This window comes from Candidatus Culexmicrobium sp. (assembly GCF_058356305.1).
On sequence record NZ_JBTVBB010000018.1, the window covers coordinates 46850 to 70643 of the forward strand.

General features: G+C 36.6%; 28 protein-coding genes. 8 read left to right on the plus strand and 20 right to left on the minus strand.

What is annotated here, in order from left to right:
• Positions 1-13: 13 nt before the first annotated feature.
• The 6 genes from rrp42 to ACW8TM_RS06030 all read right to left on the minus strand — a co-directional run bounded on the left by rrp42 (position 14) and on the right by ACW8TM_RS06030 (position 5066).
• Positions 14-823: an exosome complex protein Rrp42 gene (gene rrp42 / locus ACW8TM_RS06005; protein WP_491532368.1), complete on the minus strand. Its 810-nt coding sequence runs from the start codon at positions 821-823 to the stop codon at positions 14-16.
• Positions 823-1566, minus strand: a complete 744-nt coding sequence (gene rrp41 / locus ACW8TM_RS06010; RefSeq protein WP_491532433.1) for an exosome complex exonuclease Rrp41 — start codon at positions 1564-1566, stop codon at positions 823-825. The genes rrp42 and rrp41 overlap by 1 nt, the downstream gene beginning before the upstream one ends.
• A gap of 59 nt (positions 1567-1625) precedes the next feature.
• Entirely contained in the window at positions 1626-2336 is a 711-nt protein-coding gene (rrp4, locus tag ACW8TM_RS06015; RefSeq protein ID WP_491532369.1) for an exosome complex RNA-binding protein Rrp4, read from the minus strand.
• A 14-nt stretch (positions 2337-2350) separates the two neighbouring features.
• Positions 2351-3049, minus strand: coding sequence for a ribosome assembly factor SBDS (locus tag ACW8TM_RS06020; RefSeq protein ID WP_491532370.1), 699 nt, complete (start codon positions 3047-3049; stop codon positions 2351-2353).
• 23 nt (positions 3050-3072) lie between these two features.
• A complete protein-coding gene (psmA, locus tag ACW8TM_RS06025; RefSeq protein ID WP_491532371.1) occupies positions 3073-3804 on the minus strand; it encodes an archaeal proteasome endopeptidase complex subunit alpha in 732 nt (243 codons plus the stop codon).
• Between the two features lie 125 nt (positions 3805-3929).
• Positions 3930-5066, minus strand: coding sequence for a tyrosine--tRNA ligase (locus tag ACW8TM_RS06030; protein WP_491532372.1), 1137 nt, complete (start codon positions 5064-5066; stop codon positions 3930-3932).
• 288 nt (positions 5067-5354) lie between these two features.
• Between ACW8TM_RS06030 and ACW8TM_RS06035 the strand changes: the two genes are divergently transcribed.
• Positions 5355-6614 (plus strand): MFS transporter, encoded by a 1260-nt coding sequence (locus tag ACW8TM_RS06035; RefSeq protein ID WP_491532373.1) that lies wholly within the window; start codon positions 5355-5357, stop codon positions 6612-6614.
• 33 nt (positions 6615-6647) lie between these two features.
• Here ACW8TM_RS06035 and ACW8TM_RS06040 read toward each other — a convergent pair whose 3' ends face one another.
• A complete protein-coding gene (locus ACW8TM_RS06040) occupies positions 6648-8291 on the minus strand; it encodes an N-acyl-D-amino-acid deacylase family protein (protein WP_491532374.1) in 1644 nt (547 codons plus the stop codon).
• A 12-nt stretch (positions 8292-8303) separates the two neighbouring features.
• Positions 8304-9089, minus strand: a complete 786-nt coding sequence (locus ACW8TM_RS06045; protein ID WP_491532375.1) for an SDR family NAD(P)-dependent oxidoreductase — start codon at positions 9087-9089, stop codon at positions 8304-8306.
• 154 nt (positions 9090-9243) lie between these two features.
• Between ACW8TM_RS06045 and ACW8TM_RS06050 the strand changes: the two genes are divergently transcribed.
• From ACW8TM_RS06050 to ACW8TM_RS06075, 6 genes are all read left to right on the plus strand, one after another.
• Positions 9244-9381: a hypothetical protein gene (locus ACW8TM_RS06050; RefSeq protein ID WP_491532376.1), complete on the plus strand. Its 138-nt coding sequence runs from the start codon at positions 9244-9246 to the stop codon at positions 9379-9381.
• A 386-nt stretch (positions 9382-9767) separates the two neighbouring features.
• The gene (locus ACW8TM_RS06055; protein ID WP_491532377.1) at positions 9768-10124 is read left to right on the plus strand and encodes a hypothetical protein; all 357 of its coding nucleotides are present in this window, start codon (positions 9768-9770) and stop codon (positions 10122-10124) included.
• Between the two features lie 188 nt (positions 10125-10312).
• Positions 10313-11044 carry an FmdE family protein gene (locus ACW8TM_RS06060; protein ID WP_491532378.1) on the plus strand — a complete coding sequence of 244 codons (732 nt, stop codon included), beginning with the start codon at positions 10313-10315 and terminating at the stop codon, positions 11042-11044.
• Between the two features lie 13 nt (positions 11045-11057).
• Positions 11058-11603 (plus strand): hypothetical protein, encoded by a 546-nt coding sequence (locus ACW8TM_RS06065; protein ID WP_491532379.1) that lies wholly within the window; start codon positions 11058-11060, stop codon positions 11601-11603.
• A gap of 141 nt (positions 11604-11744) precedes the next feature.
• Positions 11745-12500 (plus strand): hypothetical protein, encoded by a 756-nt coding sequence (locus ACW8TM_RS06070; protein WP_491532380.1) that lies wholly within the window; start codon positions 11745-11747, stop codon positions 12498-12500.
• Positions 12497-13159: a hypothetical protein gene (locus tag ACW8TM_RS06075; RefSeq protein WP_491532381.1), complete on the plus strand. Its 663-nt coding sequence runs from the start codon at positions 12497-12499 to the stop codon at positions 13157-13159. The genes ACW8TM_RS06070 and ACW8TM_RS06075 overlap by 4 nt, the downstream gene beginning before the upstream one ends.
• A 54-nt stretch (positions 13160-13213) precedes the next feature.
• On the opposite strand, the gene ACW8TM_RS06080 is transcribed toward ACW8TM_RS06075, so the two are convergent.
• The 7 genes from ACW8TM_RS06080 to ACW8TM_RS06110 form a co-directional block, all read right to left on the minus strand.
• The gene (locus ACW8TM_RS06080) at positions 13214-13555 is read right to left on the minus strand and encodes a hypothetical protein (protein ID WP_491532382.1); all 342 of its coding nucleotides are present in this window, start codon (positions 13553-13555) and stop codon (positions 13214-13216) included.
• A gap of 680 nt (positions 13556-14235) precedes the next feature.
• Complete coding sequence (locus tag ACW8TM_RS06085) at positions 14236-14610, minus strand: Rpp14/Pop5 family protein (protein ID WP_491532383.1); 375 nt, start codon at positions 14608-14610, stop codon at positions 14236-14238.
• Complete coding sequence (locus ACW8TM_RS06090) at positions 14594-15349, minus strand: RNase P subunit p30 family protein (RefSeq protein WP_491532384.1); 756 nt, start codon at positions 15347-15349, stop codon at positions 14594-14596. The genes ACW8TM_RS06085 and ACW8TM_RS06090 overlap by 17 nt, the downstream gene beginning before the upstream one ends.
• A 181-nt stretch (positions 15350-15530) precedes the next feature.
• The gene (locus ACW8TM_RS06095; RefSeq protein ID WP_491532385.1) at positions 15531-16004 is read right to left on the minus strand and encodes an RNA-binding domain-containing protein; all 474 of its coding nucleotides are present in this window, start codon (positions 16002-16004) and stop codon (positions 15531-15533) included.
• A 4-nt stretch (positions 16005-16008) separates the two neighbouring features.
• Positions 16009-16608 carry a 50S ribosomal protein L15e gene (locus tag ACW8TM_RS06100; RefSeq protein ID WP_491532386.1) on the minus strand — a complete coding sequence of 200 codons (600 nt, stop codon included), beginning with the start codon at positions 16606-16608 and terminating at the stop codon, positions 16009-16011.
• 60 nt (positions 16609-16668) lie between these two features.
• Positions 16669-17601 carry a D-2-hydroxyacid dehydrogenase gene (locus ACW8TM_RS06105; RefSeq protein ID WP_491532387.1) on the minus strand — a complete coding sequence of 311 codons (933 nt, stop codon included), beginning with the start codon at positions 17599-17601 and terminating at the stop codon, positions 16669-16671.
• Between the two features lie 28 nt (positions 17602-17629).
• On the minus strand, positions 17630-18961 hold the full coding sequence (locus tag ACW8TM_RS06110; protein WP_491532388.1) for an NAD(P)/FAD-dependent oxidoreductase: 1332 nt from the start codon (positions 18959-18961) through the stop codon (positions 17630-17632).
• A 63-nt stretch (positions 18962-19024) separates the two neighbouring features.
• Here ACW8TM_RS06110 and ACW8TM_RS06115 point away from each other — a divergent pair, with 63 nt between their 5' ends.
• Positions 19025-20242: a redox-regulated ATPase YchF gene (locus tag ACW8TM_RS06115; RefSeq protein ID WP_491532389.1), complete on the plus strand. Its 1218-nt coding sequence runs from the start codon at positions 19025-19027 to the stop codon at positions 20240-20242.
• Position 20243: 1 nt separating this feature from the next.
• On the opposite strand, the gene ACW8TM_RS06120 is transcribed toward ACW8TM_RS06115, so the two are convergent.
• The 5 genes from ACW8TM_RS06120 to ACW8TM_RS06140 are packed head-to-tail and all read right to left on the minus strand — an operon-like array spanning position 20244 to position 23794.
• Positions 20244-20624 carry a DUF2095 family protein gene (locus ACW8TM_RS06120; protein WP_491532390.1) on the minus strand — a complete coding sequence of 127 codons (381 nt, stop codon included), beginning with the start codon at positions 20622-20624 and terminating at the stop codon, positions 20244-20246.
• Positions 20625-20680: 56 nt separating this feature from the next.
• A complete protein-coding gene (locus ACW8TM_RS06125; protein ID WP_491532391.1) occupies positions 20681-22207 on the minus strand; it encodes a radical SAM protein in 1527 nt (508 codons plus the stop codon).
• Positions 22208-22239: 32 nt separating this feature from the next.
• On the minus strand, positions 22240-22854 hold the full coding sequence (locus ACW8TM_RS06130) for a nucleotidyltransferase domain-containing protein (protein ID WP_491532392.1): 615 nt from the start codon (positions 22852-22854) through the stop codon (positions 22240-22242).
• 17 nt (positions 22855-22871) lie between these two features.
• Positions 22872-23498 (minus strand): 30S ribosomal protein S3ae, encoded by a 627-nt coding sequence (locus ACW8TM_RS06135; protein WP_491532393.1) that lies wholly within the window; start codon positions 23496-23498, stop codon positions 22872-22874.
• A gap of 53 nt (positions 23499-23551) precedes the next feature.
• Positions 23552-23794 (minus strand): KEOPS complex subunit Pcc1, encoded by a 243-nt coding sequence (locus tag ACW8TM_RS06140; protein ID WP_491532394.1) that lies wholly within the window; start codon positions 23792-23794, stop codon positions 23552-23554.

Below are 23794 nucleotides of genomic sequence, written 5' to 3' on the forward strand. Positions count from 1 at the left end.
TCACCACTCAAATCTACGATAAATTAAATACTTTGAAAAGTTTTTCCCTTAACTCAATAGCCTTTTCACGTGCAAGATCAACTGCAACCAAAATCTCCTCAGGTGAAAACACACCGGGAAGACTCTTTTGAATTGCACATATACTCCCACTCTTAGTTACAAAGAAAGTTATCCTTCCATCTAACACTTCCTCCTCCTCCAATACAGGATCAATTAGCAATGAATCACCAAGCTTTCCAACAGTCACAGCAATTGGATAATCATCCAACCTGAGAGAAAAAGTTTCATCAGACAATACAACCTCTTCACCATTAACCTTAGCTACAGGAAGACTAGTATTCATTAATGCAGCTAAGGCAGCTAAGGCAGCGCAATCCATCAAATTCCCATTATAATCTAAAACATAGATGTCTACCCAAATCATCCAAACCTTCCTACCAGGAATAATGCAGAGATCCTTAAAATTGAAAGCCTCACTCTTCCTCAAACCCCTATCAACAACTCTTGCAAGTTCAATGGCGTTCTCATCTGGAGGACCAGGCTCAAAGGAAGGAGAAGCCAACGGGACAAATTCTGCATTAACCACTAAAACACCTTCATCAGGAGTATCTGAGAAAGGCGAGCCAATCTCAGCCTTCACACCAACCATAACATATGTATCACCAATCCTAACACTAGCAGATCCATTAGCCTTCCCAGCAACCCCAATCTCAATTGAAATAGGCCTATAATCCCTTAAACCTCTACCATCAACTCTACGACCCTGAGAAAGCAAATTTAAAAGACGATTTCTATTCAAAATTAAAGAGGCCCTATTAACCATTACTTCTCCCCCTCCATAGCTTCTTCAATTATAGAAAGATGCTTCTTCAAAGCATTTAATTGAAACTCATAAATCTTCTCACAAGCACTAATAGCCTTCTTGAAGGCCTCCTCAAACTCTTCCCTAGTTAAAATACCATCCATCTGTAACAAAGTAACAACTTTCTTATTAGGCATGTAAGCTACAGGCATATCAACTTCACCATACTTATCCTCTAAATCACAAAGATCAACAACAATTTTACCATCAACCTTACCTACAGCACAAGCTGCCACTAAATCCCTCATAGGAATACCAGCATGAGCAAGAGCTACTGAAGCAGCAGTAACAGAAGCACACCTCGTACCACCATCAGCCTCTAAAACTTCAATAAAAATATCAATAGAAGTCCTAGGGAAACGGTCAACTAAAATTGCAGGCTCTAAGGCCTCACGAATAATTTTAGATAATTCAATTTCCCGTCGAGAAGGAGCAGGTGACTTACGCTCCTCAACTGAAAATGGAGCCATATGATACCTACATCTTATCAGCGCCCTATCAGGTAATGCTAAATGTCTCGGATGAATTTCCCTAGGCCCATAAACCGCAACTAAAATCTTACTCTTACCCTGCTGAATAAAGGCAGAGCCATCAGCATTAGCTAAAACACCAACCTCAATTTCAATAGGTCTAAGCTCATCTAACTTCCTACCATCAACTCTCAATCCATCCTCACTAATCAAACGAACATTCTCACTCTTCATCACACTCAACTCCATTAAAGCTAAACTATCTTGCCAAATAGGATATTCAACCATATAAGTTAAACGCTTCTCAAAACCCTCCTCTTAGCCTTCGCCTCCTTAATCAACTCTCTAACCCTTTGAGTTAAACCGGGAATTGGAGCCTCTAAATCAATCTTCTTAATAACCTTCAAAAATAACTCTTCATCATCTAAACTCTTAGCAGAAAACCAAATCCTACCATTCTGACCTACAATAATCTGGCAGTTCAACTCCTTCTTAAGCATGTTAATCATTGAACCTCTCCTACCAATCAGTCTAGGAACCTTAGTAGGAGAAATCTCAACAACATATCCACCCTTAAGCTTCCCATAACCCTTACCCTTAGTAGTTAGCATTGGACTTCTAGTCTTATCAAAAACAATAACTTCACCTAACAATACATCTCCAACATCAAAATACTTTTTGACATGCTCCCTAGCAGGATCAATAGGCTTCGGCAAAGCATCAATAACTTGCAAAATAGCAGTATAAGGAGAGTTAATGTCAACCTGCCAACTTGTAGGAGAATAATCAGTAACCACCCCTACAACAACATCTCCAACCCTAGGCACATAATAACCCTTAAAAGCAATAACACTAATCACTCTACTCTGAATTTCAGCTAAACCCATAACAGCGGAATAAATTTTATCACCCTCTCTATAAGTGTTAGCTCCACTACCATACTTACCTTCAGCAAGCAATTCACCTGGGAAAACAATCTTCCTCCTCTCAACATAAATTGTCAATCTAACTCCTCCAATTATTTAACAATTTCAATTTGAGCTTCACCCTTAGAAATTTCATTAACCTTCGATATAAAGGAAGGCTGCAACCCAGCAGGCATCTCAACCTCACAAAGCCAAGAACCATCAGAAAGCCACTGCGACTTATTAATAGTACCAAAGCGGGAAACTATACCATAAGCTTTCCCAGCATATCTAGGTGGAAACTTTACACGAATAGTTACATGAGCTATTTTAAGTGGAAGAATAGTTCTCAAAGCCTTAATAACATTCAAAGCTTGCTCATCAGCATCTCTAAATGGATCAATAGAAACCCTAGCCTCAACCATAGCCAATTCAATACGCTTAGGAGGATGGGGAAGACCAGTTCTAGGATCAATACAATTCCTAGAAATAAAACTTATTATCCGCCTCTTCTTGGCTTCAATAAGCTCCCTTCTCTGCTCAGCAGTCAACTGTAAACTTCCACGTCTAATAATTTTCTCAGCAATTCTATATAGATCAGTAGTCCCAAAGGCCTTTAAAAGAGACTCCTCAGAAGCCTTAAAACCCTTCCTAGCATCCCTATAAATAATATCACCAACAAGAACTTCCTCCAAATTAACAGGCTTACCAGACTTAAACTTCCAGGCTAAATCTGGATCCACTAAGATTTCAAAGTGCTCCCCCTTAACAGATAACCTGGCAATAACAGCTTTCTGACCACTCAACTCCATCACCGCTACTAAGTTATTATATTCTAAACAGAGAACTTCTCAAGCCATTCAGCAATTTCCTTTTCACTTAACTTCCTAAACTTCCTATCCTTAACATCTGCAATTCCAATTTCAAGCTTACTAGGCTCAAGGGGTCCCTCAACCACTGGCTTCAAAGCATTAATCGCAAGTATAACAGCCTCCTCCAATGTTATATCAGGCCTATAATTCTTTTCAAGAAAGTCAAGTACAGGCTGACTTCCAGCACCAATAGCACCAGCAATATAGCCAGCATATGCACCACTAGGCTCAGTCATAAAAAGTCTAGGTCCATTATCATCAATACCAGCAATAATCAAAGAAACACCAAAAGGTCTAACTCCACCATGCTGGGTATACAGTTGCATTAAATCACTAATCTTTCTAGTTAAAACCTCCACATCAATAGGCTCATCATAAAGCAACCTATTAATTTGAGCTTGAGTTCTAGCTCTATCAATTAAAACTCTAGCATCTGAGGGAATACCAGCATATGTAATTCCAATATGCTCATCAACCTTAAAAATCTTCTCAATACTACGAAAATCAATTAATGGAGAAAGCTTACGCTTCTCAGCCATTAGAACTACTCCATAATTACACTTAACACCCAAAGTTGTAAAACCCTTCCTAACAGCCTCCATAGCATATTCAACTTGAAACAATCTACCATCAGGGGAAAATATAGTTATAGCTCTATCATAACCCATTCCAGGTGGTGTAAATATTTCAATCACCTCCTAATCCAATTACACCTCAGTGAATCCAGTTACTTTGAAATACTTAGGGGCAATAAGCTTTACGGCACCTCAAATATAACTTTAAACAATGAAGTATAATAAGTTAATGGAACAAAAATCAGCTACCTAGTAACCCTAATCTCCTCCATCTCCTCTAGGAACTTTCTACCTCCCCCCTCAAAAAAATACTTTCTAATGGGAGCTAAAAACTCAATTAACCTATCTGCAACAAAATTCTTTAAATCCAATGGATGAACCTCCCCTCTCACAAAAGCTCTCTCCAACTCAAAATAATCCCTAAACTTAAATCTCCCACCAGTCTTTAAATTAACAATTTCAAATTGATCTTCACGAAGATTCCTATATAAAACATTCTTGAAAATATCCAAAACAGGATTAACCTCAATATTCCTAAATGGACAAAAAGCCCTTCTAATCTTCATTCTAATTTCATCCTCACTATCATGAATAAAAATTGCACTTTTAGGCTTAGATTTAGACATCTTTATTTCAATCATACCCTCCTCAAAAGCCTCCACATCACCACTACTCTTAGCCATTGAAATCACCTTGAAATCACGATCCGAAACCTTCAAACCCATCAATAAATGATTATGAACAGCAATAGGTTTATAGCCAAAAACCTTATCCCCAATATCAATTGCAATAACATGAGCCTTCCTCTGATCCATACCACCATGAGCTAAATTAACATTTAAAGTAAAAATATCAGCAACCTGCATTGGAACATAAAGAAGCTGAGCAAAATCTAAGGCTTCACCTTGCCTCCGCCCCATAATAGTAACAGAACGCCTAACCCTTGAAAGAGTAGTCTTCATCGAAACCCTAATAATGTTCTCCACATATCTTAACCCAACCCTCTCATAAAGCTCAGAGCCCAAAATAAACTTAGTCTTATCAGGATCTCCACCCACAATCTTCAAAGACTGCCTTAAAGCCTCCTTAAAATATCCACCAGCAACCCTCCTAATAGTATCTAAATCCCCACCAAGCTTCCTATTAATCCAAGAATGATAATCAGCCAAAAAAACAATAGTCTCAACACCAGCCCTCTGGAAATCAGCAACCTTCTGCATACAGATAATCCCAGTACCCAAATGAACATAACCAGAAATCTCAAAACCAATATAATGCTTTAACTTTAAACCCTCATTCAAATAAGCCCTCAACCTATCTTCAGTTAAAACCTCCTCTGTGGGAGGAGCCTTAATAAGCGAGACAACTTCATCAACATCCAATATAACCACCTTACATAAAACCATACATCAACATAAATTAAAATTTTAAGCAAAAAACTATTAGAAATAAGAAACAAAAACTTTACTAAAATCATTATTAAACATACTTAAACAACATAACATTAGAAGCCCCCATATAAACTCTACATAGAAGTAGCAATACACTTAACTCAATTTCACATGTAAACCAAACTTTCAAAACATAGAAGAGGCTCATAATCAGACTCCATCCTCAACATTATAGTTAATTATATAACTCTAATTTTAACTTAAAGGAGGGGAAGCAAAATGAAAATTCGGCTAGCATCCCTCGCAGGATTAATGTGGGCAGCAGCTTCAATGAGCGTAGGGATACTAAGCTTCACACTTCCATCCATAATAAACTTCCTTGAAATTTCAGGCCTCATGATACAGTTAATGGCTGCATCCACTACAATTGGAATGTTAATTGGAGCACTAATAAGTGGACCAATAGCAGACAAACTTGGAAGAAAAAGAATATGCGTCATTCTAGCGATAATATTTTCAATATCAAACATAGCAATACCAATAACTCCACCAAGCTTTCAAACTATATTCACCTTAAGGTTAATATCAGGAATAGGTGTAGGGGGATTCCTCCCCATTCTAGCTGCACTAGTATCTGAACTATCAAACCCCATTGAAAGAGGGAAAAATATATGCTTCCTAGAAAGCTTCTGGGCATATGGATGGCTAATAGCATTAATAGTAACATGGACTATTCTCCCATCACATGGATGGCAAATATCCATGGCATCAATAGGCATAATATCACTACTCTTAACACTATCACCCTACCCGTTCATTCCACAATCACCACGACACCTACTATTAGTAGGAGAAAAAGAGAAAGCAACAAAAATAGCAGAACAATACAAGTTAACACTACCTAAAATGAAAACCTCTAAGCCAAGGATAAGTGAGCAAATAAAAATATTGTTCTCAAAGGAAAATAGAAGGGTAACCATTGCATTATGGATTGTCTGGTTTACCATTGCAATGGGATACTATGGAATATTTATATGGCTTCCCAAAAGCATACTATCAGCCAAAATACCACTAATAAGAAGCTTTCAATACCTAGCCATAATGACCATAGCACAAATACCAGGATACTATAGTGCAATCCTACTAGTAGAAAAGATTGGAAGAAAAGTAATATTAAGCACATACCTAGCTCTAACAGCATTATCATCATTCATGTATGCCAATTCCAACACCATCACAGAGATGATAATATGGGGAAGCACATTATCATTCTTTGACCTAGGATCATGGGCAGCACTATACGCCTACACACCAGAGCAATATCCAACCTACACTAGAGGACTAGGATCATCATGGGCATCAGCAATAGGAAGAATAGGTGCCATCCTCGGCCCATACATAGTTCCACCACTAATATCCATAGGAAACTGGTTCCTAGCATTCAGCTTCTTCGCACTAATACACATCATAGGCGCAATATCAGCATTGATAGGGAAAGAAATGAAAGGGAAAGAAATGCCAGAAATAACATCAATCTAACATCTAAATAAAAGCTACACACATCATAAACAGTTAATCAACATTATGTCTTAACACTTTCCCAGGAAGCCTACCAGTATGCCTATTTTTCTCTATTACTATTTCCCCATTTACAATGACATACTCTATTCCTTCAGGATACTGATATGGTTCTAAATATGTTGCCCTATCAGTTATTCTCTCTAAGTCAAATATCACTATGTCAGCCCAACACCCAGGCCTTATAAGTCCCCGATCCCACAACCCTAATTTTTGTGCTGGAAATGAAGTCATCTTCCTAACAGCCTCCTCCACAGTTAATATCCTAGCTCCCTCATCATATAACAACTCTTTTCTAGAGATTCCCTTAACATACTTTCTAAACACCATGGGAAAAGCACCATAACTTCTCGGATGATTTTTACCAACAGCCAGTACTCCATAGGGTGCAAATGCATATCCATCAGAGCCAATCATTGACGTTGGATGCAATAGCACTCTCCTAATATCCTCTTCATTATAATAGAAGCCTACAATCTTCCCAGAAGCCTCCTCTTCAATGACAAGGTCAAAGTAAGCTTCAAATGGATTTTTACCCCTAATCTTAGCTATTTCCTCAAAAGTCTTCCCAATTAAATTTCTATTTCTACGGCAATCAGACAATACTATCTTGTCCCACATACCTCTCTTAACTAATCCACATGGCCCTGGACCTGGAATGGGCTCCTCAATCATATCCACTATTATCCTTTCATGCAGATGAGATTTGCTTAGCCTTTCAATAATCCTTCTAGTGCCGCCTTCCTGAACCCATGCAGGTAGAAGACTACTTAGACCAGTACTCCCAGCTATATATGGATGAAGATCACAAGTTACATCAACACCACGAAGCCTAGCCTCCTCAATCAACTTTAAGGTATCCCTAGACTTATCCCAACCACCAATCTTAGCTGGATGATGAGAAATCTGAACAGGCACACCGGCTCGCTCACCAATCTCAATTGCCTCAGCTGTAGCTTCAACAATAGTTTCCCTCTCACCCCTAATATGACTAGCATAAATTCCATCATACCTAGCAACAATTCTACATAGCTCAATCAACTCCTCTTTGCTAGCATATCTACCAGGAGGATAAACTAAACCCGAAGACATACCAAATGCTCCAGCCTCCATAGCTTCAGCTACTAAAGCCTTCATCTCATCAAGCTCATCTCTAGTTGGAGATCTACTATCTAAACCTAGAACACACCTCCTGACAGTTCCATGACCAACTAATGCAGCAACATTAACTGCAACACCCACAGCCTCAAGAATACTCAAATATTCTGAAAAACTGCTCCAACTAAACTCCACACCATACTTACGCATTATACTAAGCAATCTAGCTTTAGCAACATTCCCCTTGACAGGAGCAGCAGAGGAACCGCAATTGCCGATAACCTCAGTTGTAACACCCTGCCTAACCTTACTCTCAGCTTTAGGATTAACAATTAAGGTGAAATCAGAATGGCTATGTATATCTATGAAGCCAGGACAAACAAATAATTCCTCAGCGTCAATAATGAATTTAGCATCACACTTCCTCAAGTCACCTATATTCATAATCTTACCATTAGCAATCCCCACATCAGCTTTAAACCACGGGCAACCACTCCCATCCAAAATTCTTCCATTAATAATTAACAAATCATACTCCAAATCACTCACCCATCATGAAGATGAAACACCACCATCAACTACGATCAAAGCACCATGGACATATGCTGACAATTCACTCGCCAAAACAAGAACAATCCTAGCTACCTCATCAGGATCACCCATCCTTCCCAACGGAACCCTCTTAAGATATTCACGGCCAATCTTCAACGCCTTCAAACCAAGACTCTTTGCAGCCCTCATAGCACCAGGAGTCTTTATACCACCAGGAAGAATAACATTAATTCTAAAACCACGCCTACCATACTCCTTAGCCAGAGACCTAGTAAACGCAATTATACCAGACTTACTGATACTGTAATGCGATAAGTTTTCTTCGAGGGGGATTAAAGCTTCAATTGAACTTACATTAATTATCACGCCACCCTTACCCATTTTAATTCTCCTCTTTATCATATGCTGACACATCCAGAAAACTGAATATAAATTAACTCTCATAATCTTATCAAGAAACTTTTCATCGACCTCTAGAAAATCCTTGAAGGGGAAAATACCAGCATTGTTGACTAGTATATCTGGAACACGATTTCCAATACGATCCCATAGGAAATCTATTTCCTCCTTAAATGAAAGATCTACCCTATGCAAATTAACCTCCACATCAAACACTGAAAGCTCATCTCTAACCCTCTTTAACCCATCTAAATTAATATCCACAAGCTCAAGATCAGCTCCAACCTCCCCAAAACGAAGAGCAATAGCCCTACCAATACCAGAAGCAGCACCAGTCACTAAAGCTCTCCTACCCTTCAAAGAAATCAAATCAGAAATAGACTTCAAACTACAATCCCCTCAAAAAATAATATATTATAAAACAAATTTAACGTTAAAGATGAAATGAGATACAATAAATTTAAACTCCAATCCAAATATTGAAACAAAAATAAATATAGACATTCAATCAAATAAGCATAAAAGCTGATTGATGATTTAAATGACTAAACAAGTAATCTTAAAACCAAAAACAGAACATTATGAAATTCGACTACTCATAACTATTATAACTACAATACTATTGTTCACTGTCTCCCTAGTGATAGACCCATCCTACTCACAGCCACAGCATCCATAATTCTATTCTCAATCTTAATCTCAACCCTCCAAACCTACAAATCCATTTCAAGTAAGAAACTAATTGAGAAATTCATAAAGGAAAATAGCATCAATAAAAAACTCCATAAATTTCATTAAACCAGTAGATCTTAAAATTGGAACAATAAGCATTGAAGAATACAGAGAAGCATACATGATTCATACAGGCAAACACATACATACCCACAGTAGAAAAATAAAAATCCAATAAAAACCAACATCCATAAACCTAGAAAAATATCCAAAGGCTACCTACTATTACTCGACAAACACAAATGTGGAATTCTAAAAGCCCCATACATTAAACCTCTAAGAAGAAAACTCAGCAACATATTAATCCTAATCTTAAAACCATCAAAAATATCCATGAATCCAACTAGACTAATAGCCTCATCCAAAGATGAATACTATGAAGCTAAAATTGAAGCTTCAAACAACTCCCTTAAAGGCTATATTGCCAGACTAAAATTCAATAAATCTAGAGGCGCCAGAATAGAACTCCACGCAAACATCAAGCAAACCAAAACATATAAAATTAAATTCGAAATAGCCAGAACAACCAACAAATACATTAAATTCACAAGAGAATTAGAACCAATAAAAGAACCAATAATAATCATCACAATCAAGGAAAACTTAACCCTAGTAAACCTGGCAAAGCAACTTAAATTACAAACACCAATAATTAGTGGATTCTCCAACCCACATAGAATACAAGGTTAAACTCATAATAGACATGCCACTAGCCATAGACATTAAATCAGAAAAATTGAAATTACAACTCAAGAATAAAACCTCAACTACTTCCAACTATAAGTCCAAATACCATTAAAACTCACCCCACCAATACATCAACACAGCAGGTGTTACTAAAGAAAAATTTAATAACACTATTCAAAATAAAGTCAACCATGATTAAGAAGAAAGGACAAAGCAGCAATTTCTCACCCAAACGAGAAATTGAAAAATTAATTGAAAAAGGGGACTTAAAAGAACTACTCTATAAGGCTGCTGAATTACATGGACATTTATGCCCATACCTAGCCTATGGTGTAATGGCCGGCTATACCGCCATAAAAGAATTAAATGTAAAGAGTAGAGGAATGGAAGAAATAATAGCAATAGTTGAAACTAACAGTTGTTTCGCCGACGGCGTACAAATTGTAACTGGATGCACCTTCGGAAACAATGCACTCATATTCAGAGACATAGGAAAAACAGCAGTCACAATAGCAAAAAGAGATGGAACAGCAATAAGACTAGTTCTAAACCCAGAATTTGAAGAAACACGCATGAAAGAGTATCCTGAAGCATACAAATTATGGAATAAAATTGTAGTTAAAAGAGAGAAAGCAACAAAGGAAGAGCATGAAAGAATGATGAAGCTCTTCGCCGAAATATCACTCAAGGAACTAAATCAACCTATAAACAAGGTATTCAAAATCACCCACTTAAAAATCAAAGTACCAGAATACGCTCCAATATTCAAATCAGTAATATGCTCAATCTGTGGAGAAAAAGTAATGGAGCCAAAGGCAAGAGTTAAAGATGGTAAACCAGTCTGCATAGATTGCGTCAAAGGAGAACACTACATACTAAATGGAAATGGAATCTACACAAAGCAAGAACCATTCACCCTCTAGGAGATGAAAAGCATTGGAAAAAACAATTTTATCATCAAAGGAAATAGCACTTATATCCATATTCGCATGCATATCATCACTAAGCACATTAACAACAGCCTTCATCCCAGCACCACTCCCAGGACTCTACGCAGTTATCTCAATTCCAATAGGCACAATTCTAATCCTAACATTAAGAACAATCATTGACAAAAATGGAATAGCAACCTTCACTCAACTCGTCAGCGGCCTCATATCAACTATACTGCCAGGAGGTCCACCAGTAAAATTCATGATAATACCAACATGGCTAATAGGAGGAATAACAATCGACGCATTATTCAAGACAATAAATCGCACACGCAATCCAAGACTATTCTATGGAATCACAGGCGCAATATACATTATACCTGGAGACTTCATATTATACTGGTCATTCAGCATATTCCTAAACTGGACATGGCCACTAATCTTCTTCCTATACGGATTCGTCGCCATCCATGCCATCCTAGGAGGACTAGCCGGAATAATAGTACCAGACATACTAAAGAGAATAAAGCCAAAAAACATACAAAACTAGCAAAGCAAAGAAGATACAAAATCCTATTTTACAAAAAACACATAATCTATAGAAGCGGGATAGTAGGTTTATTTTTTAATTAATAATTTTGACAAGAAATTTATATATTATAATAATAGCAAGTATATCTAGAGGATTTTCATGAAAAAAGATAAATCATTAATAATATCTGATTTGTTGCTGGTTGGAATTTTCACATTTATAATAACTTTCTTCTTAAGTTACAACTATTTCATGCATAATGTGGAAACAAAGGAGGAAGAACCAGTTTTAATGCCACGTATTTCTCTAAAAGGTAAAGCATTAACATTAGAAGAAGCGCTAAGTCTTTTAAGCAAGAATGGCTTATACTTCTCACCACCAACCTATATTCCTAAAAAGTTTGAACTCAAGCTGATTTTACAATATGCATCAAATAAATTGTATCTTCTATATTCAGACACAGAAATTAAATTAACAAAAAGTGAAGACGGAAGAATCATTAACGTTTGCTTAGACATACCATCTAATGAAGGCCCCAAAGTTATGATAAAAATTACTTTCGAAAATATAAGTGAAAACTTATACTGGTATGGCATAACTTTTAATGCAGAATATAATGGCGATTTAAATAAATTTAAGGAGAAAGTCGACGAGTATATTGATCAAAGACTAAACTTTGACAAGGAAAAAATAAAAAATGAAGGATGGAGCGGAATAACATTAGAAAAGCGAATAATTAGCGATTGGCCTACACTATGCTGTCATTATAGTAACGCTACAAATCCAGATGGTTACAAATATGTAGTACCAAGCTATATTCTGATTATTACTCCTAAAGCTATTATAGAACTTTATGCAACCCTACCTCTGAACGAATTATGCAAAGTAGCTGAAACAATGAGGTGGAAGGTTTGAAACGATATCTTAGTATATTCCTATTAGTAACTTTTCTTCTTACTCCTCTATATTCAACCATCATAAAGGCAGAGACAAAGCCGCATGATGACTTTGAAGACTCATCATCTTATAATCAGAATAATAAAGGAGTTTTTGGATATGGAGCAATATATGCAGTTTCAATAAAAGTAGGTGAAATTATTTGGTCACATATATGCGTTCTTGAAGATTCTGATAAATTTATTGAAGTTGGATTATGTAGAAAACGGGTAGATGAATATACTTATGAAAATAAATTTTATTATACTGTTAAAAATGGCCCTTATTATATTATACATAAAAGATTTGGTTCAGTGACTATAGGTAAATTTTACATGCTTTACCTTGATAATGACCATTCTGACCCATATTATTGGAATATTTTTGCAGGTGGATATCAATACCATGAATATACTGGATTTACTAAGGGAAGTATTAAGGTTTGGTCTCAAGTTGAATATAATCAAAATGCTACTTCACCGTCAGGTACTTACATATTTGAGTGGAAAGAGTTAAAACATCGAATTAATGCTTATTGGGGATATTTTAAAAATTCTATAGTATCAAATTATAAAGGATATAACATAAAAATATTTAAGATAAGTGACACTCATTATGAAAGTAAAGTTCAAAATTAAAACTAAAAGAAAAAACTCATTTCCAACAATGGAAGTAAGGACTCCTTCTAGAATCTATAAGGGAGATGGGGGTCTTTTCTTTCCAAACAGCACATATGATTTGTGAAATGCAAATAAGCCAATTGAAATTGAGGCCACCATGTATATGGAGAGCTTAACAGCATAATCAGTAAAATCACCACTTTTAAAAGCAAATATGGATCTAATCGCATCCACACAATAATAGTGGGGCAAGAAGTATGAGAATAACTTCAACCAACCAGGAAGTAAATCTACGGGAAAATAAACACCAGAGGCAAGTGACACCAAAACCTCTAAAAACCATAGTAATGGACTTTGAGGCATTAGAATACCTGTAAGCCAAATTGTGCTTGCCACCAGAAAACTTAAACCCAACCAGTCAACCCAAGAGTATAAAAATAATACACAGCCACAGACACTAAAACACCAATAAACTCGAAAGGTAAAGCCCATCCAACACTAACAATTTTAACCCATAAAAACCATCTAAATAGTCGAAGACCATCCCAAAAATCTTCTTAAACCCCTCAAAGCCAAGTAGATTCATTCAACTCCACCTTCACCTACATAGTGAATAAAAACTTCCTTCAAGCTTATATCCCGAACCTTCACGGATAAAATTCTACCATCCATTCCAACAAAACCTATTAACCATGTTAAAAACTGGTTGAAGACCAGTAGGACTCAGCATGAATTAAAGGAGATGGCTGAAGAGCTAGCCAAAGAAGTGCGGTTAGAAGAGCTGAGAGGAGAAAGCAGTTATGATGTTAGAAACAGATATTCTGTACGCTTATGTTAAACCTAAGGACTAGTTGGAATTCATTACCGAAAGATTGATTAAAAGAATAGAGCAAGATGAATTTGAAGTAATTTATGCTTCAAGATAAATGTTGCATAAATTATACTATGTATCCATACAGGAAGGACTCTCAATAAATGCCTGTTTTAAACTTGTCATGTAAACGGCTTTCTGCTGGCTTTTCCACCATGAATTAAAGGTTAAAAAAGCAGTGTTGGGGTCGGTTCGTCGCGAGAACGTCATTCTCCGCCCAAAGTCAGACTACTGGGACGGCTTCTTCATCCCCCAAAATGAATGTCTTGGGGAGACTATTAAGTATTTCTCTTGCCTTCCTAATTGTTCCAGTAATTTTTACTATATGTATCAGGGTGGGAATACCCTCTATTTCATGTATGGAAGCTAGGGCAGCTCGTAACTTCAATACTGATTTATGATTACATCTTATTATTCCTCTTTGAAGATCTTTTTCATATTCTATAAGGTTTATGAAAATCAAGCTTGAACCAACTTCACCAAACAATCTTAGATTCGCATCGAAAATATGCTTTAATAATTTCTGCTTGCTTAAGTTTAATGGTTTGGGTGAATGTATTTCAAAGATTATGTAGCGATTTCTATGTGTTTTTATCATTTTTGTTCGCCTTTTCAATTATTTTTACTCCAGGCATTATGTACAGGTTGCTTAGCTTCTCTCTATTCTTTTTAATTAGATTTAAAGGTATGTTGGATAATGATTCTCTCGCTTCGAAGTCTGTTAGCCCCAGTAGAGCTGCAAGTGCAGCTAGTTCTCTAGGTGCTCTCATTTCATATATACTAGAGGCCCCGCTTGTCACTATTATTGGCACATTATGTTTTTTTGCAATCTTAATGTTTTCCGAGTATATTCTGATTGCTTGTATTCGCTCTCCATGGGTTTTTGCCTTAATTAATGGGTTTAAATTTATCTCTAGCATTGATTCTCCTTGGAGTGCGAGATGTGCTTCAGATTTATCGAAAAAATTTTTCTTCCAGCTTTTAATTGAAAAGTAGAGCAAATCCACTCTTCTATCCCTCGCAGCAAGTCTCGCTACATTCAAGTTTTTGCAAAAAACGGCTATTACTTCCACTTTTCTCCTTAGTTTTCTTAGTGCTTGTTTTAATTGTTTTGGTGTGTTCTCATCTATATCTGCTCTTGTAACTAGATCTATTCCGTAATCCTTAAAGACTTTTTTAACTTCACTAATTATGCCTAAATTTTTAAAGTTAAAATCGGAGAGAGCTATAGCTTTAAAACCTAGATGAGCGGCCATTTGCGCGATTTCTAGTGGACTTGATTGACCAGTTGAAATATTAGATTTTATATTCAAGTCTATAAAGAATCTTTTTGGCAAGGTTTAATCCCCACTTAACCTACTCATATTGCTATTACTAATTATTCCTCATACAATACATATTATTTTAAGCTACGATTTAATTGCTGACTTGCTACCATTCTAATTCTATTATATAAGTGCTAATTTCAGCTAAACTCAACTATAATTTCAATGAAAATTAAATGTTGGAAACTGATAGTTAACTAGTCTCTTTAGTGGGTAGTAATCCAAGTCTTCTACAAATGCTAATTAAATCTTTTTTCCGTTTAATAGATGTAAATGAAAGAATAACTTTAATTACATCACTCGAGTCAGATAATGTTAATTTTCCACTATAAGCATCATCCTTATCAAAGCGCATGTAAAGATTCTTACTTTTATCAACTCTTAAATCAAAGGTGGACTCTAAAAACTTCTTATCTAAACTATCTAACTTAGAAGAAATATACTCGATAATCCTCTTAATAATATCTTCATCTTTAATCCTAATCTTCATTATTAAAATAGGATTCCCATAATACCCCTCCACTCTACTTCTCTGTATTCTAATGTTGGATTGTAGATTCTCTGGAATTAAGGTTAACATGGCCTTCTCTACTTTTTTAGGATTTTCAGTTGCATGTGAAAATGCCTCTAATTTTATTTCAGAAATAGCGAACTTTCTAGTAGACATTAAATCAACCTTTCTTTCTCTTTTTTCTACCAGCCCTCTTAAATGCAGCCTTTCTACTTGGCCTATTTTTAACTGCTCTTTTACCCTTAACTGTTAGTCCCCTAGACTTTCTCCCAGCTGGAGTAAGTCCACGGAAAACTCTCCCTCTTTGTGATGAATTACAAATCCAGTTTACATCAGGGTCATTCTTAATGGCTGGATGATGTGGATCCACCAATACAACCTCAAACCACTTAAACCTCCCATCCTCTGCAACCCAGTAGCTACCTAGAACCTCGAGATTCGGGAATTTCCTAGCAGCTTTTTCTTCAGCTATCCACTGAAGACTTTTTCTAGGAGTATGACCCAACACACCCATTCTCTTAGGTCTTCTCCCACTTCTAGGTCTAGGCTTACTTAAGCCACCTTTTCGAACTCTAACTCTAGCTACAACGAAACCTTGCTTCGCCTTGTATCCTAGTGCTCTTGCCCTATTAACTCTTAAAGGCTTCTCCACTCGGACTACCGTGGGCTGTCTTCTCCATTTAATTAATCTAGATTTCATTAACTCAGCTAACAGTCCTACACCTGGCTTCTTCCATAGGAGTGCAAGATACTTATACATTACGTATCACCTTACATTAACTATAAATCACTAGACTGCCATATCATTCACAAATTGACTTTAAAGTTTTTCTCCTCTAAATAGGGAAATTATTTTATTTGCAAGAATTATGGAAGCATTCCTCTGAGCTTCAACAGTCATGGCACCAATATGTGGAGTAGCTATTACATTTGGAAGTCTAATCAACTCTAACTCCCATTCTTCAGCTGGAGGTTCATGCTCAAACACATCTAAACATGCACCAGAAACCTTACCACTCTTCAATGCATTCAATAATGCTTTAGTATCAACAACAGGTCCACGTGAAGTGTTCACTAAAATAACTCCATCCTTCATTAATGAAAATTCTTTCTCACCAATTAAATGATAAGTTTGAGGAGTCAACGGTACATGGACAGTAATAATATCAGATTCACGCAGTAAATCTGAAAATTCCTTAAATTCAACGCCTAAACTTCTTTCAACATCACTGCTAGGCCTATATACATCATGATATATCACTCTCATAGCAAAGGCATTAGCTCGAACCGCAACCTCTCTACCAATTCTTCCAAGACCAATTATACCTAAAGTTTTACCTTTAAGTTCAAATCCTAAAGCCTCCCGCTTAACCCATCTACCCTCCTTCATCATACGGTCACAATAGGAAATCTTCCTGGAAAGACTTAAGAGCAAACCGAAAACCAATTCAGCCACTGCCACTGTAGGTGCCTCTGGACTGGAAAGCACCTTAATTCCATACTCCTCAGCAGCCTTTAAATCAATATTATCTAATCCAACTCCAGCTCTACCAATAACCTTCAATTTTTTGGAAGCCTCAATAATCTCCCTAGTAACCTTAGTTCTACTCCTAACTATCACTACATCATAATCCTTAATCTTCTCTTTCAGCTCCTTCCCATTAACACCATAAGCCAAATCAACCTTAAAGCCCTCATTCATAAGCATCCTTAAACCATCCTCATGTACGGGATCGGTCACCAACACCTTCATGGTAAACACCACTTATGATTAAAGATCATTACTTCTTAAATTTTCTTAATGCAACCTCAGCAGCCCTAACTATAGGCTCAATAGTATCTGCAACTGGTGGACTATAGCAAGTATCAATAGATACTAAGCCATCTACATCCATACCACAAGTCATAGCAGTAGCAAGCATATTAACTCTAGGAGCAACAGCCTCTCCACCAATTATCTGTCCACCTATAAGCCTACCATCATCAACATTAAAAATCAACTTTACAACTATATCTTTAGCTCCAGGATAATATTCAGCTCTAGTCTTCCATCTAACCTTGCTAGAAATCACATTATAACCATTCTCGAGAGCTTGACTAGTCGTCAAACCCGTAAATCCAACTTCAACTCCAAAAACCTTGAGAACAGTTGAACCTAAAGCACCATGATATAATGCTAAACCACCAGCAGAGTTAACACCAGCTATCCTGCCCTGCCTATATGCAGCTGTACCAAGTAAGGGTAAGAAGGGTTTTCTAGTTATTAGATGGAAAGTTTCAGCGCAATCACCAGCAGCATACATATTGCCATTAGAAGTCTGCATTTTCTCATCAGTAACTATTCCACCCAATTTACCAATAATTACACCCGCAGTCCTAGCTAAATCAACATTAGGTCTAACTCCAGTAGCCATGACAATGAAGTCGCAAGGATAATGATTATCATTTATAATGACCTCCTTGACCCTATTACCTCCAACAATTTCCTCAACACGAGAATTTAACATTAGATTAACTTTAGAAGAAATAAATCTATGGAGAATCCTCGCCATATCATCATCTAAAATTGCTGGAAGAACCCTAGGCATAATTTCAACTAAAGTTACATTTAAACCCAATTTATTCAATGCCTCAGCAACTTCAAGTCCAATAGCACCAGCACCAACAACTACTGCATTTCTCGCCCTCTTCACCTCATCAGCAATCCTCATACCATCTCTGATAGTCCTCAAAGTATAAACTCCATTCAAATCTCTTCCAGGAATAGGTGGAATAGAGGGTTTACTACCAGTAGCAAAAACTAGAGATGAAAAAGCAATTTTTTCAACATAGCCATTACGCTCAACTAAGAGACTCTCACCATTAACCTCAATAGCACGACTCTTAATTAAAACTTCAACTCCAATAGACTCTAAATATTTCATTGAAGTAATAATTAATTCTTCAAAACTCTTAATTTCACCACTAATAACGAAAGGTAGACCACATCTAGAATAAGTAGGAAACTCTTCATCAGTCACAACAGTAACTCTAACTGAACGATTAGTCATTCTAGCTGAAATTGCAGACCATAAACCTGCAGGACCTAAACCAACAACTGCTACTCTCTCCATACTCATCCACCTAGGTGAATTATATTACTTAGGGATTAAATTATTTAGCATTGAGGGAAAAAATTGGCAAGACAAGCTGGGTTAGTAGGAAAGCCAAACACAGGAAAGTCAACCTTCTTCAGTGCCGCGACATTAATACCAGTAAAAATAGCACCATACCCATTCACAACAATTAATGCAAACAAGGGTGTAGCATACGTTAAAGTAAAATGTGTATGTAGAGAACTTAACGTAAAGGATGATCCTAGAAACTCGGTATGCATAAATGGAAATAGACTAGTGCCAGTAGAATTAATAGATGTAGCTGGACTAGTACCTGACGCATGGAAAGGAAGAGGATTAGGAAATAAATTTCTAGATGAGCTTAGAAGAGCAGACGTACTAATACATGTAGTCGACACCTCAGGTGGAACTGATATTGAAGGAAGACCAGTGAAGCTTGGAGAACACGATCCATGTGAAGATGTAAGATTCCTGGAAAGAGAAATTTCAATGTGGATTGCCCAGATATTAATGAGAGATTGGAAAAGATTATCAAGACTAGTAGAACACTCAAGAGAGGATCTCTCAACAGCACTAGCAGAAAGACTAAGCGGATTAGAAGTAAATAGAAAGCAAGTTTCAAAGGCATTAAAAATGGCGGATCTTGAAGGGAAAAAATTAACATTATGGAGAGAAGAAGATATTATCAAGTTCTCAATAGAACTTAGAAGAACATCTAAGCCCATAATAATAGCTGCAAACAAAATAGATTTACCAACATCACCAGATAATCTAAAGAAACTAAGAAAAGAATTCAAAGACTACATTATAATTCCATGTAGTGCTGAAGCTGAACTAGCACTGAAAAAAGCAGCGAAAAAGGGATTAATAAAGTATAATTCTGGAGACAGCGACTTCGAAATATTAAAACCGGGAAATCTAACAGGAAAACAATTGAAAGCTCTGGAAACCATAAGAGAGAAGGTACTTAAGCCATGGAAATCAACAGGAATACAAGAAGTCATTAATACAGCATTCCTCAAAGTATTGAAAATGATAGTAGTATATCCAGTAGAAGATGCCACTAAATATACAGACCATAAAGGAAACGTTCTACCAGATGCAATCCTAATCCCAGAAGGAACAACAGCTAAACAACTAGCATATATGATCCATAGTGAATTGGGAGAAACATTCATCTATGCAATAAATGCGAAAACAAAGCATCGAATAGGAGAAGACTATCAATTAAAAATGAATGATGTAATCAAAATAGTAGCTGTAAAAGCTAGAAAATAAATCAATGAGAACAATAATATGGATCCTCTCTAAAATACCATCCAGGCTCCTTCTTAGAACCAAAACTTCTAACACCCTTCTCTCTCAACTGTCTCTTAAGCCTATCAGCATACTCCTCGGAAATCTCCCCCCGCTTCTCTAAAAACTCTATTATCTCAAGGGCTTGCTCATCATTATCACATCGCCTAATAAAATCTATAACATCAGGAATATAACCCCAAAACTTAGGCTTCCTCTCAAAGGGATTTCTAGACGCAATTTTCTCTCCAGCCTTAGAATCAGACCTAAAACCACTAATAGGAATAGAAATACTCTGCTTCTTTTCAATCTCCCTAGCTAGATTAGGAAAATATTTCCTCAAAGTATTCCAATCAGTACTCAATAGAGATCCATCCCAACATATAATATGAAAAAAGCAATTTAAACTTATATATCAACTCAAGCAACCTCAATAAAATTCCATGGAAAAGAATATTCTAAAGACATGTTAGCAGTAACCTCCCTTTCAATAGAAATTCCAGCAATCTTCTCAGCCTTCCTCCAAGCACTAAGAGAACCATTAAACTTAGCTACATTAACAATTAAAGAGGCAGCCTTTCTATCAGCCCTCGACAAGAAAGCTTGAATAACAGCCTCCCTCAAACGCATAACCCTCAATTCAATCCTCCTATCTTTAGCACAAAGTCTTCTTAAAATCTTTATTTTATTACGCAAATTAGATAAACTATCTAAACCATACCATTGGAAAGGAGTATTAGCCTTAGGAATAAAAACACTAACAGTTAATCTAACACTTCTAGGAAAAGAAAAACCAACATCAGCTACACGCCTAGCTAAATAGAAAATCGACTTCACATCATCCATAGTCTCATTCGGTAAGCCAATAATAAAGTACAACTTAATATTCCGAACACCACAGGAAAGGGCAATTTTAGCAGCATCAACAATATCCTCATTAGAAAGAAATTTACCAATAGAACGACGCAGATTATCAGAGCCAGTTTCAGGAGCTAATGTCAATGTTCTCTGTCCACCCTTAACTAAAAGTCTGGCAACTCTCTCATTGACAGCCTTAGCCCTCATAGAAGGGATAGATAGCCTCCAATTCCTCGAAACAATATACTCGCAAATATCTTCAAATCCACTATGATCAGACGCATCAGAACCAATAACAACAACTTTACTTACACCAGTCCTCTTTAACCCTTCATCCAATATCTCTTCAATAACACTAATAGAACGCTCCCTAAAAGGACGATAATTAAAGCCTTCAAGACAGAATTTACAAGCCCACTTACATCCTCTAGTGACCTCCAACAAGAAGGAGCGGCCGAAAATAGGGGAAAAGCGACTAGTAGATTTAACTTGAGGAATTATCTGTGCAATTGCATGATGTGCATCATCTAAAGATTTAACCCAACTCCTCTTAACATTATAAACATCCCTCGTAACATAAACACCCCTAATACTCATTAACTCATCTAAACAACTCTCTTTATTTTCGCTATTAATGAGAACATCTAAGATATCATCGATAATAGGCTCTAACTCTCCAATAACCACAACGTCAACTAGAGGAGCGATAGGCTCAGGGTTAGAAGAAACTGCAGGACCACCAGCAATAACTATGGGATAACCAGCCCCTCTATCCCTCGAATATACAGGTATATTAGACAATAAAAGCATACGAACAAAATTCACATAATCAACTTCATACTGAAGAGAAAAACCAATAACATCAAAATCTCTCAAAAACCTATTAGATTCAATACTCCTAAAATTAAAGTAAGGCTCAAAAAATATACGCTCACATAAAACATCATCCCTAACATTCAAAAGTTCATATATTAAATGTATAGCTAAACATGACATACCAACCCTATAAAAACTTGGATAACATAATGCAAATTTTAAGTCAACCTTTCTCCAATCCTTCCTTACAACATTGACTTCCTCAATAAACATCAAGAACTCTAAAAAAATTAAATTTAATAAAGTTATGGGAGAAATTTCCTAGTAGGATCCTCCACTAAAACCCTTTCAAGCTCATCGACAGATAAACCCTTAATCACATCACCATAAATATCACAAACCTCCTCAACATTGATGTCTTCAAGGTCCCGGACAACAATCTCAGCCTTAAAATTATATGGAAGGGAAACATGAATATGAGTATAAACTTTCTTCACTCCAGTATCAGAATAAACTTTAGCTTTTCTCTCAATAAACAATATTGAAAAACCATTAGACCTCAATCTCTCAATTACAACACCAGGAGAATCAGTATAAACAATAATATCAATATCACTTCCAATCCTAGCAGTACCCCTCCAAACACTTCCAATAAGTCTAGGAGAAAAATCCCTGAGAATCCTCATAATCCGCAAAGCCTCCCTACGCATTTGAATAAGCCTCTTAATACGTAACTCTCCTTCAAGCAAGTCTGCTAAAGCATCAAGCTGTTCAGCCACTTCACGGTTACTTGGAAGAACAGTTACCCCTAATTCCCTAGCAGCTCTCAACTTAGCAAACTTATATTCAGTAGCCAACCGATAATAAAGTAATCTAGCTGCCTCCTTTGCAACTAGAAGACGTTCATCCTCTAAATTCATATTCCACCGCCACAAAACTATGCGGGTGGAGTGGAAACAGGAACTTCCCGCTTAACCATTGAAGGCCTAGATAGTAATTTACTCTTTCTAACTTCAACCTTCCTTAGAGGATAAATCTTCTTAGCTTCATTATAAATTTCAGATGCAATCTTACCTAAAACTGCCTGCTGAACAAATTCATCAAAAGATAACTGCTGAGCCTTAGCTTCAATAATTTCCTTCATAATCTTCCTAATAGCCCTCTCCTGAGAAGTCTTAGCTCTATGCCTAGTCAAAGCTATAGCAGAAACTCTGAGCGTATATCCATCCCTAGTTGTAACCTTAAATATTCCATCAACTCTAGAGCTACCTCTACGTATCAGACTTCTCAGATAATCCCTCGTCAAATCATGACCCTTAAAAACAGTTTTAGCTACATCACCCTCAACATCAATTATCTGAAAATACAGTTTAACATGAAGAAGCGAGAAATCTCCCGTCAAATCACTAAGAGAAGTTTCAATCACCCTACCTTTAAGTTTCGACGGATCATCTGCAGGAATCCTACCTATCTCAACATTACCAAAAGCACTAGAAGCTAATACAGTATACCACTTCTTCATACGCCATTTATCCCTAGCTCTACCCCTACCCCTCGAAGACACTTTTCAACACCCCACACTGGCTTAACGCCAATTAGGAAATCTCACTTATAACTCTATTGGATAGATTTAATTGATTTTTCAGCAACTTGAATACATGACAACAAGTCATCTACAGTATAAATCAAAGTTTCAAGCTTACCCCGACAAGTAATAGAAACCTCTAAACATTTACCAACAATCCTTGACTCTATATCTAGTATAGATGGAGCCTGCATATTATCAGGCTCAATTGCAAGAAGAATAGAGTTAGCAGTCTCCTCATCATCAAAAATAATTTTAATAACTGCTTCATGCAA

Bases quoted from the DNA above. Each gene is read 5' to 3' on its own strand.
- rrp42 (WP_491532368.1), bottom strand. From the start codon at position 823: ATGGTTAATAGGGCCTCTTTAATTTTGAATAGAAATCGTCTTTTAAAT.
- rrp41 (WP_491532433.1), bottom strand. From the start codon at position 1,566: ATGAAGAGTGAGAATGTTCGTTTGATTAGTGAGGATGGATTGAGAGTT.
- ACW8TM_RS06020 (WP_491532370.1), bottom strand. From the start codon at position 3,049: ATGGAGTTGAGTGGTCAGAAAGCTGTTATTGCCAGGTTATCTGTTAAG.
- ACW8TM_RS06035 (WP_491532373.1), top strand. From the start codon at position 5,355: ATGAAAATTCGGCTAGCATCCCTCGCAGGATTAATGTGGGCAGCAGCT.
- ACW8TM_RS06050 (WP_491532376.1), top strand. From the start codon at position 9,244: ATGACTAAACAAGTAATCTTAAAACCAAAAACAGAACATTATGAAATT.
- ACW8TM_RS06055 (WP_491532377.1), top strand. From the start codon at position 9,768: ATGAATCCAACTAGACTAATAGCCTCATCCAAAGATGAATACTATGAA.
- ACW8TM_RS06060 (WP_491532378.1), top strand. From the start codon at position 10,313: ATGATTAAGAAGAAAGGACAAAGCAGCAATTTCTCACCCAAACGAGAA.
- ACW8TM_RS06070 (WP_491532380.1), top strand. From the start codon at position 11,745: ATGAAAAAAGATAAATCATTAATAATATCTGATTTGTTGCTGGTTGGA.
- ACW8TM_RS06085 (WP_491532383.1), bottom strand. From the start codon at position 14,610: ATGATAAAAACACATAGAAATCGCTACATAATCTTTGAAATACATTCA.
- ACW8TM_RS06095 (WP_491532385.1), bottom strand. From the start codon at position 16,004: ATGTCTACTAGAAAGTTCGCTATTTCTGAAATAAAATTAGAGGCATTT.
- ACW8TM_RS06100 (WP_491532386.1), bottom strand. From the start codon at position 16,608: ATGTATAAGTATCTTGCACTCCTATGGAAGAAGCCAGGTGTAGGACTG.
- ACW8TM_RS06105 (WP_491532387.1), bottom strand. From the start codon at position 17,601: ATGAAGGTGTTGGTGACCGATCCCGTACATGAGGATGGTTTAAGGATG.
- ACW8TM_RS06110 (WP_491532388.1), bottom strand. From the start codon at position 18,961: ATGGAGAGAGTAGCAGTTGTTGGTTTAGGTCCTGCAGGTTTATGGTCT.
- ACW8TM_RS06125 (WP_491532391.1), bottom strand. From the start codon at position 22,207: ATGTTTATTGAGGAAGTCAATGTTGTAAGGAAGGATTGGAGAAAGGTT.
- ACW8TM_RS06130 (WP_491532392.1), bottom strand. From the start codon at position 22,854: ATGAATTTAGAGGATGAACGTCTTCTAGTTGCAAAGGAGGCAGCTAGA.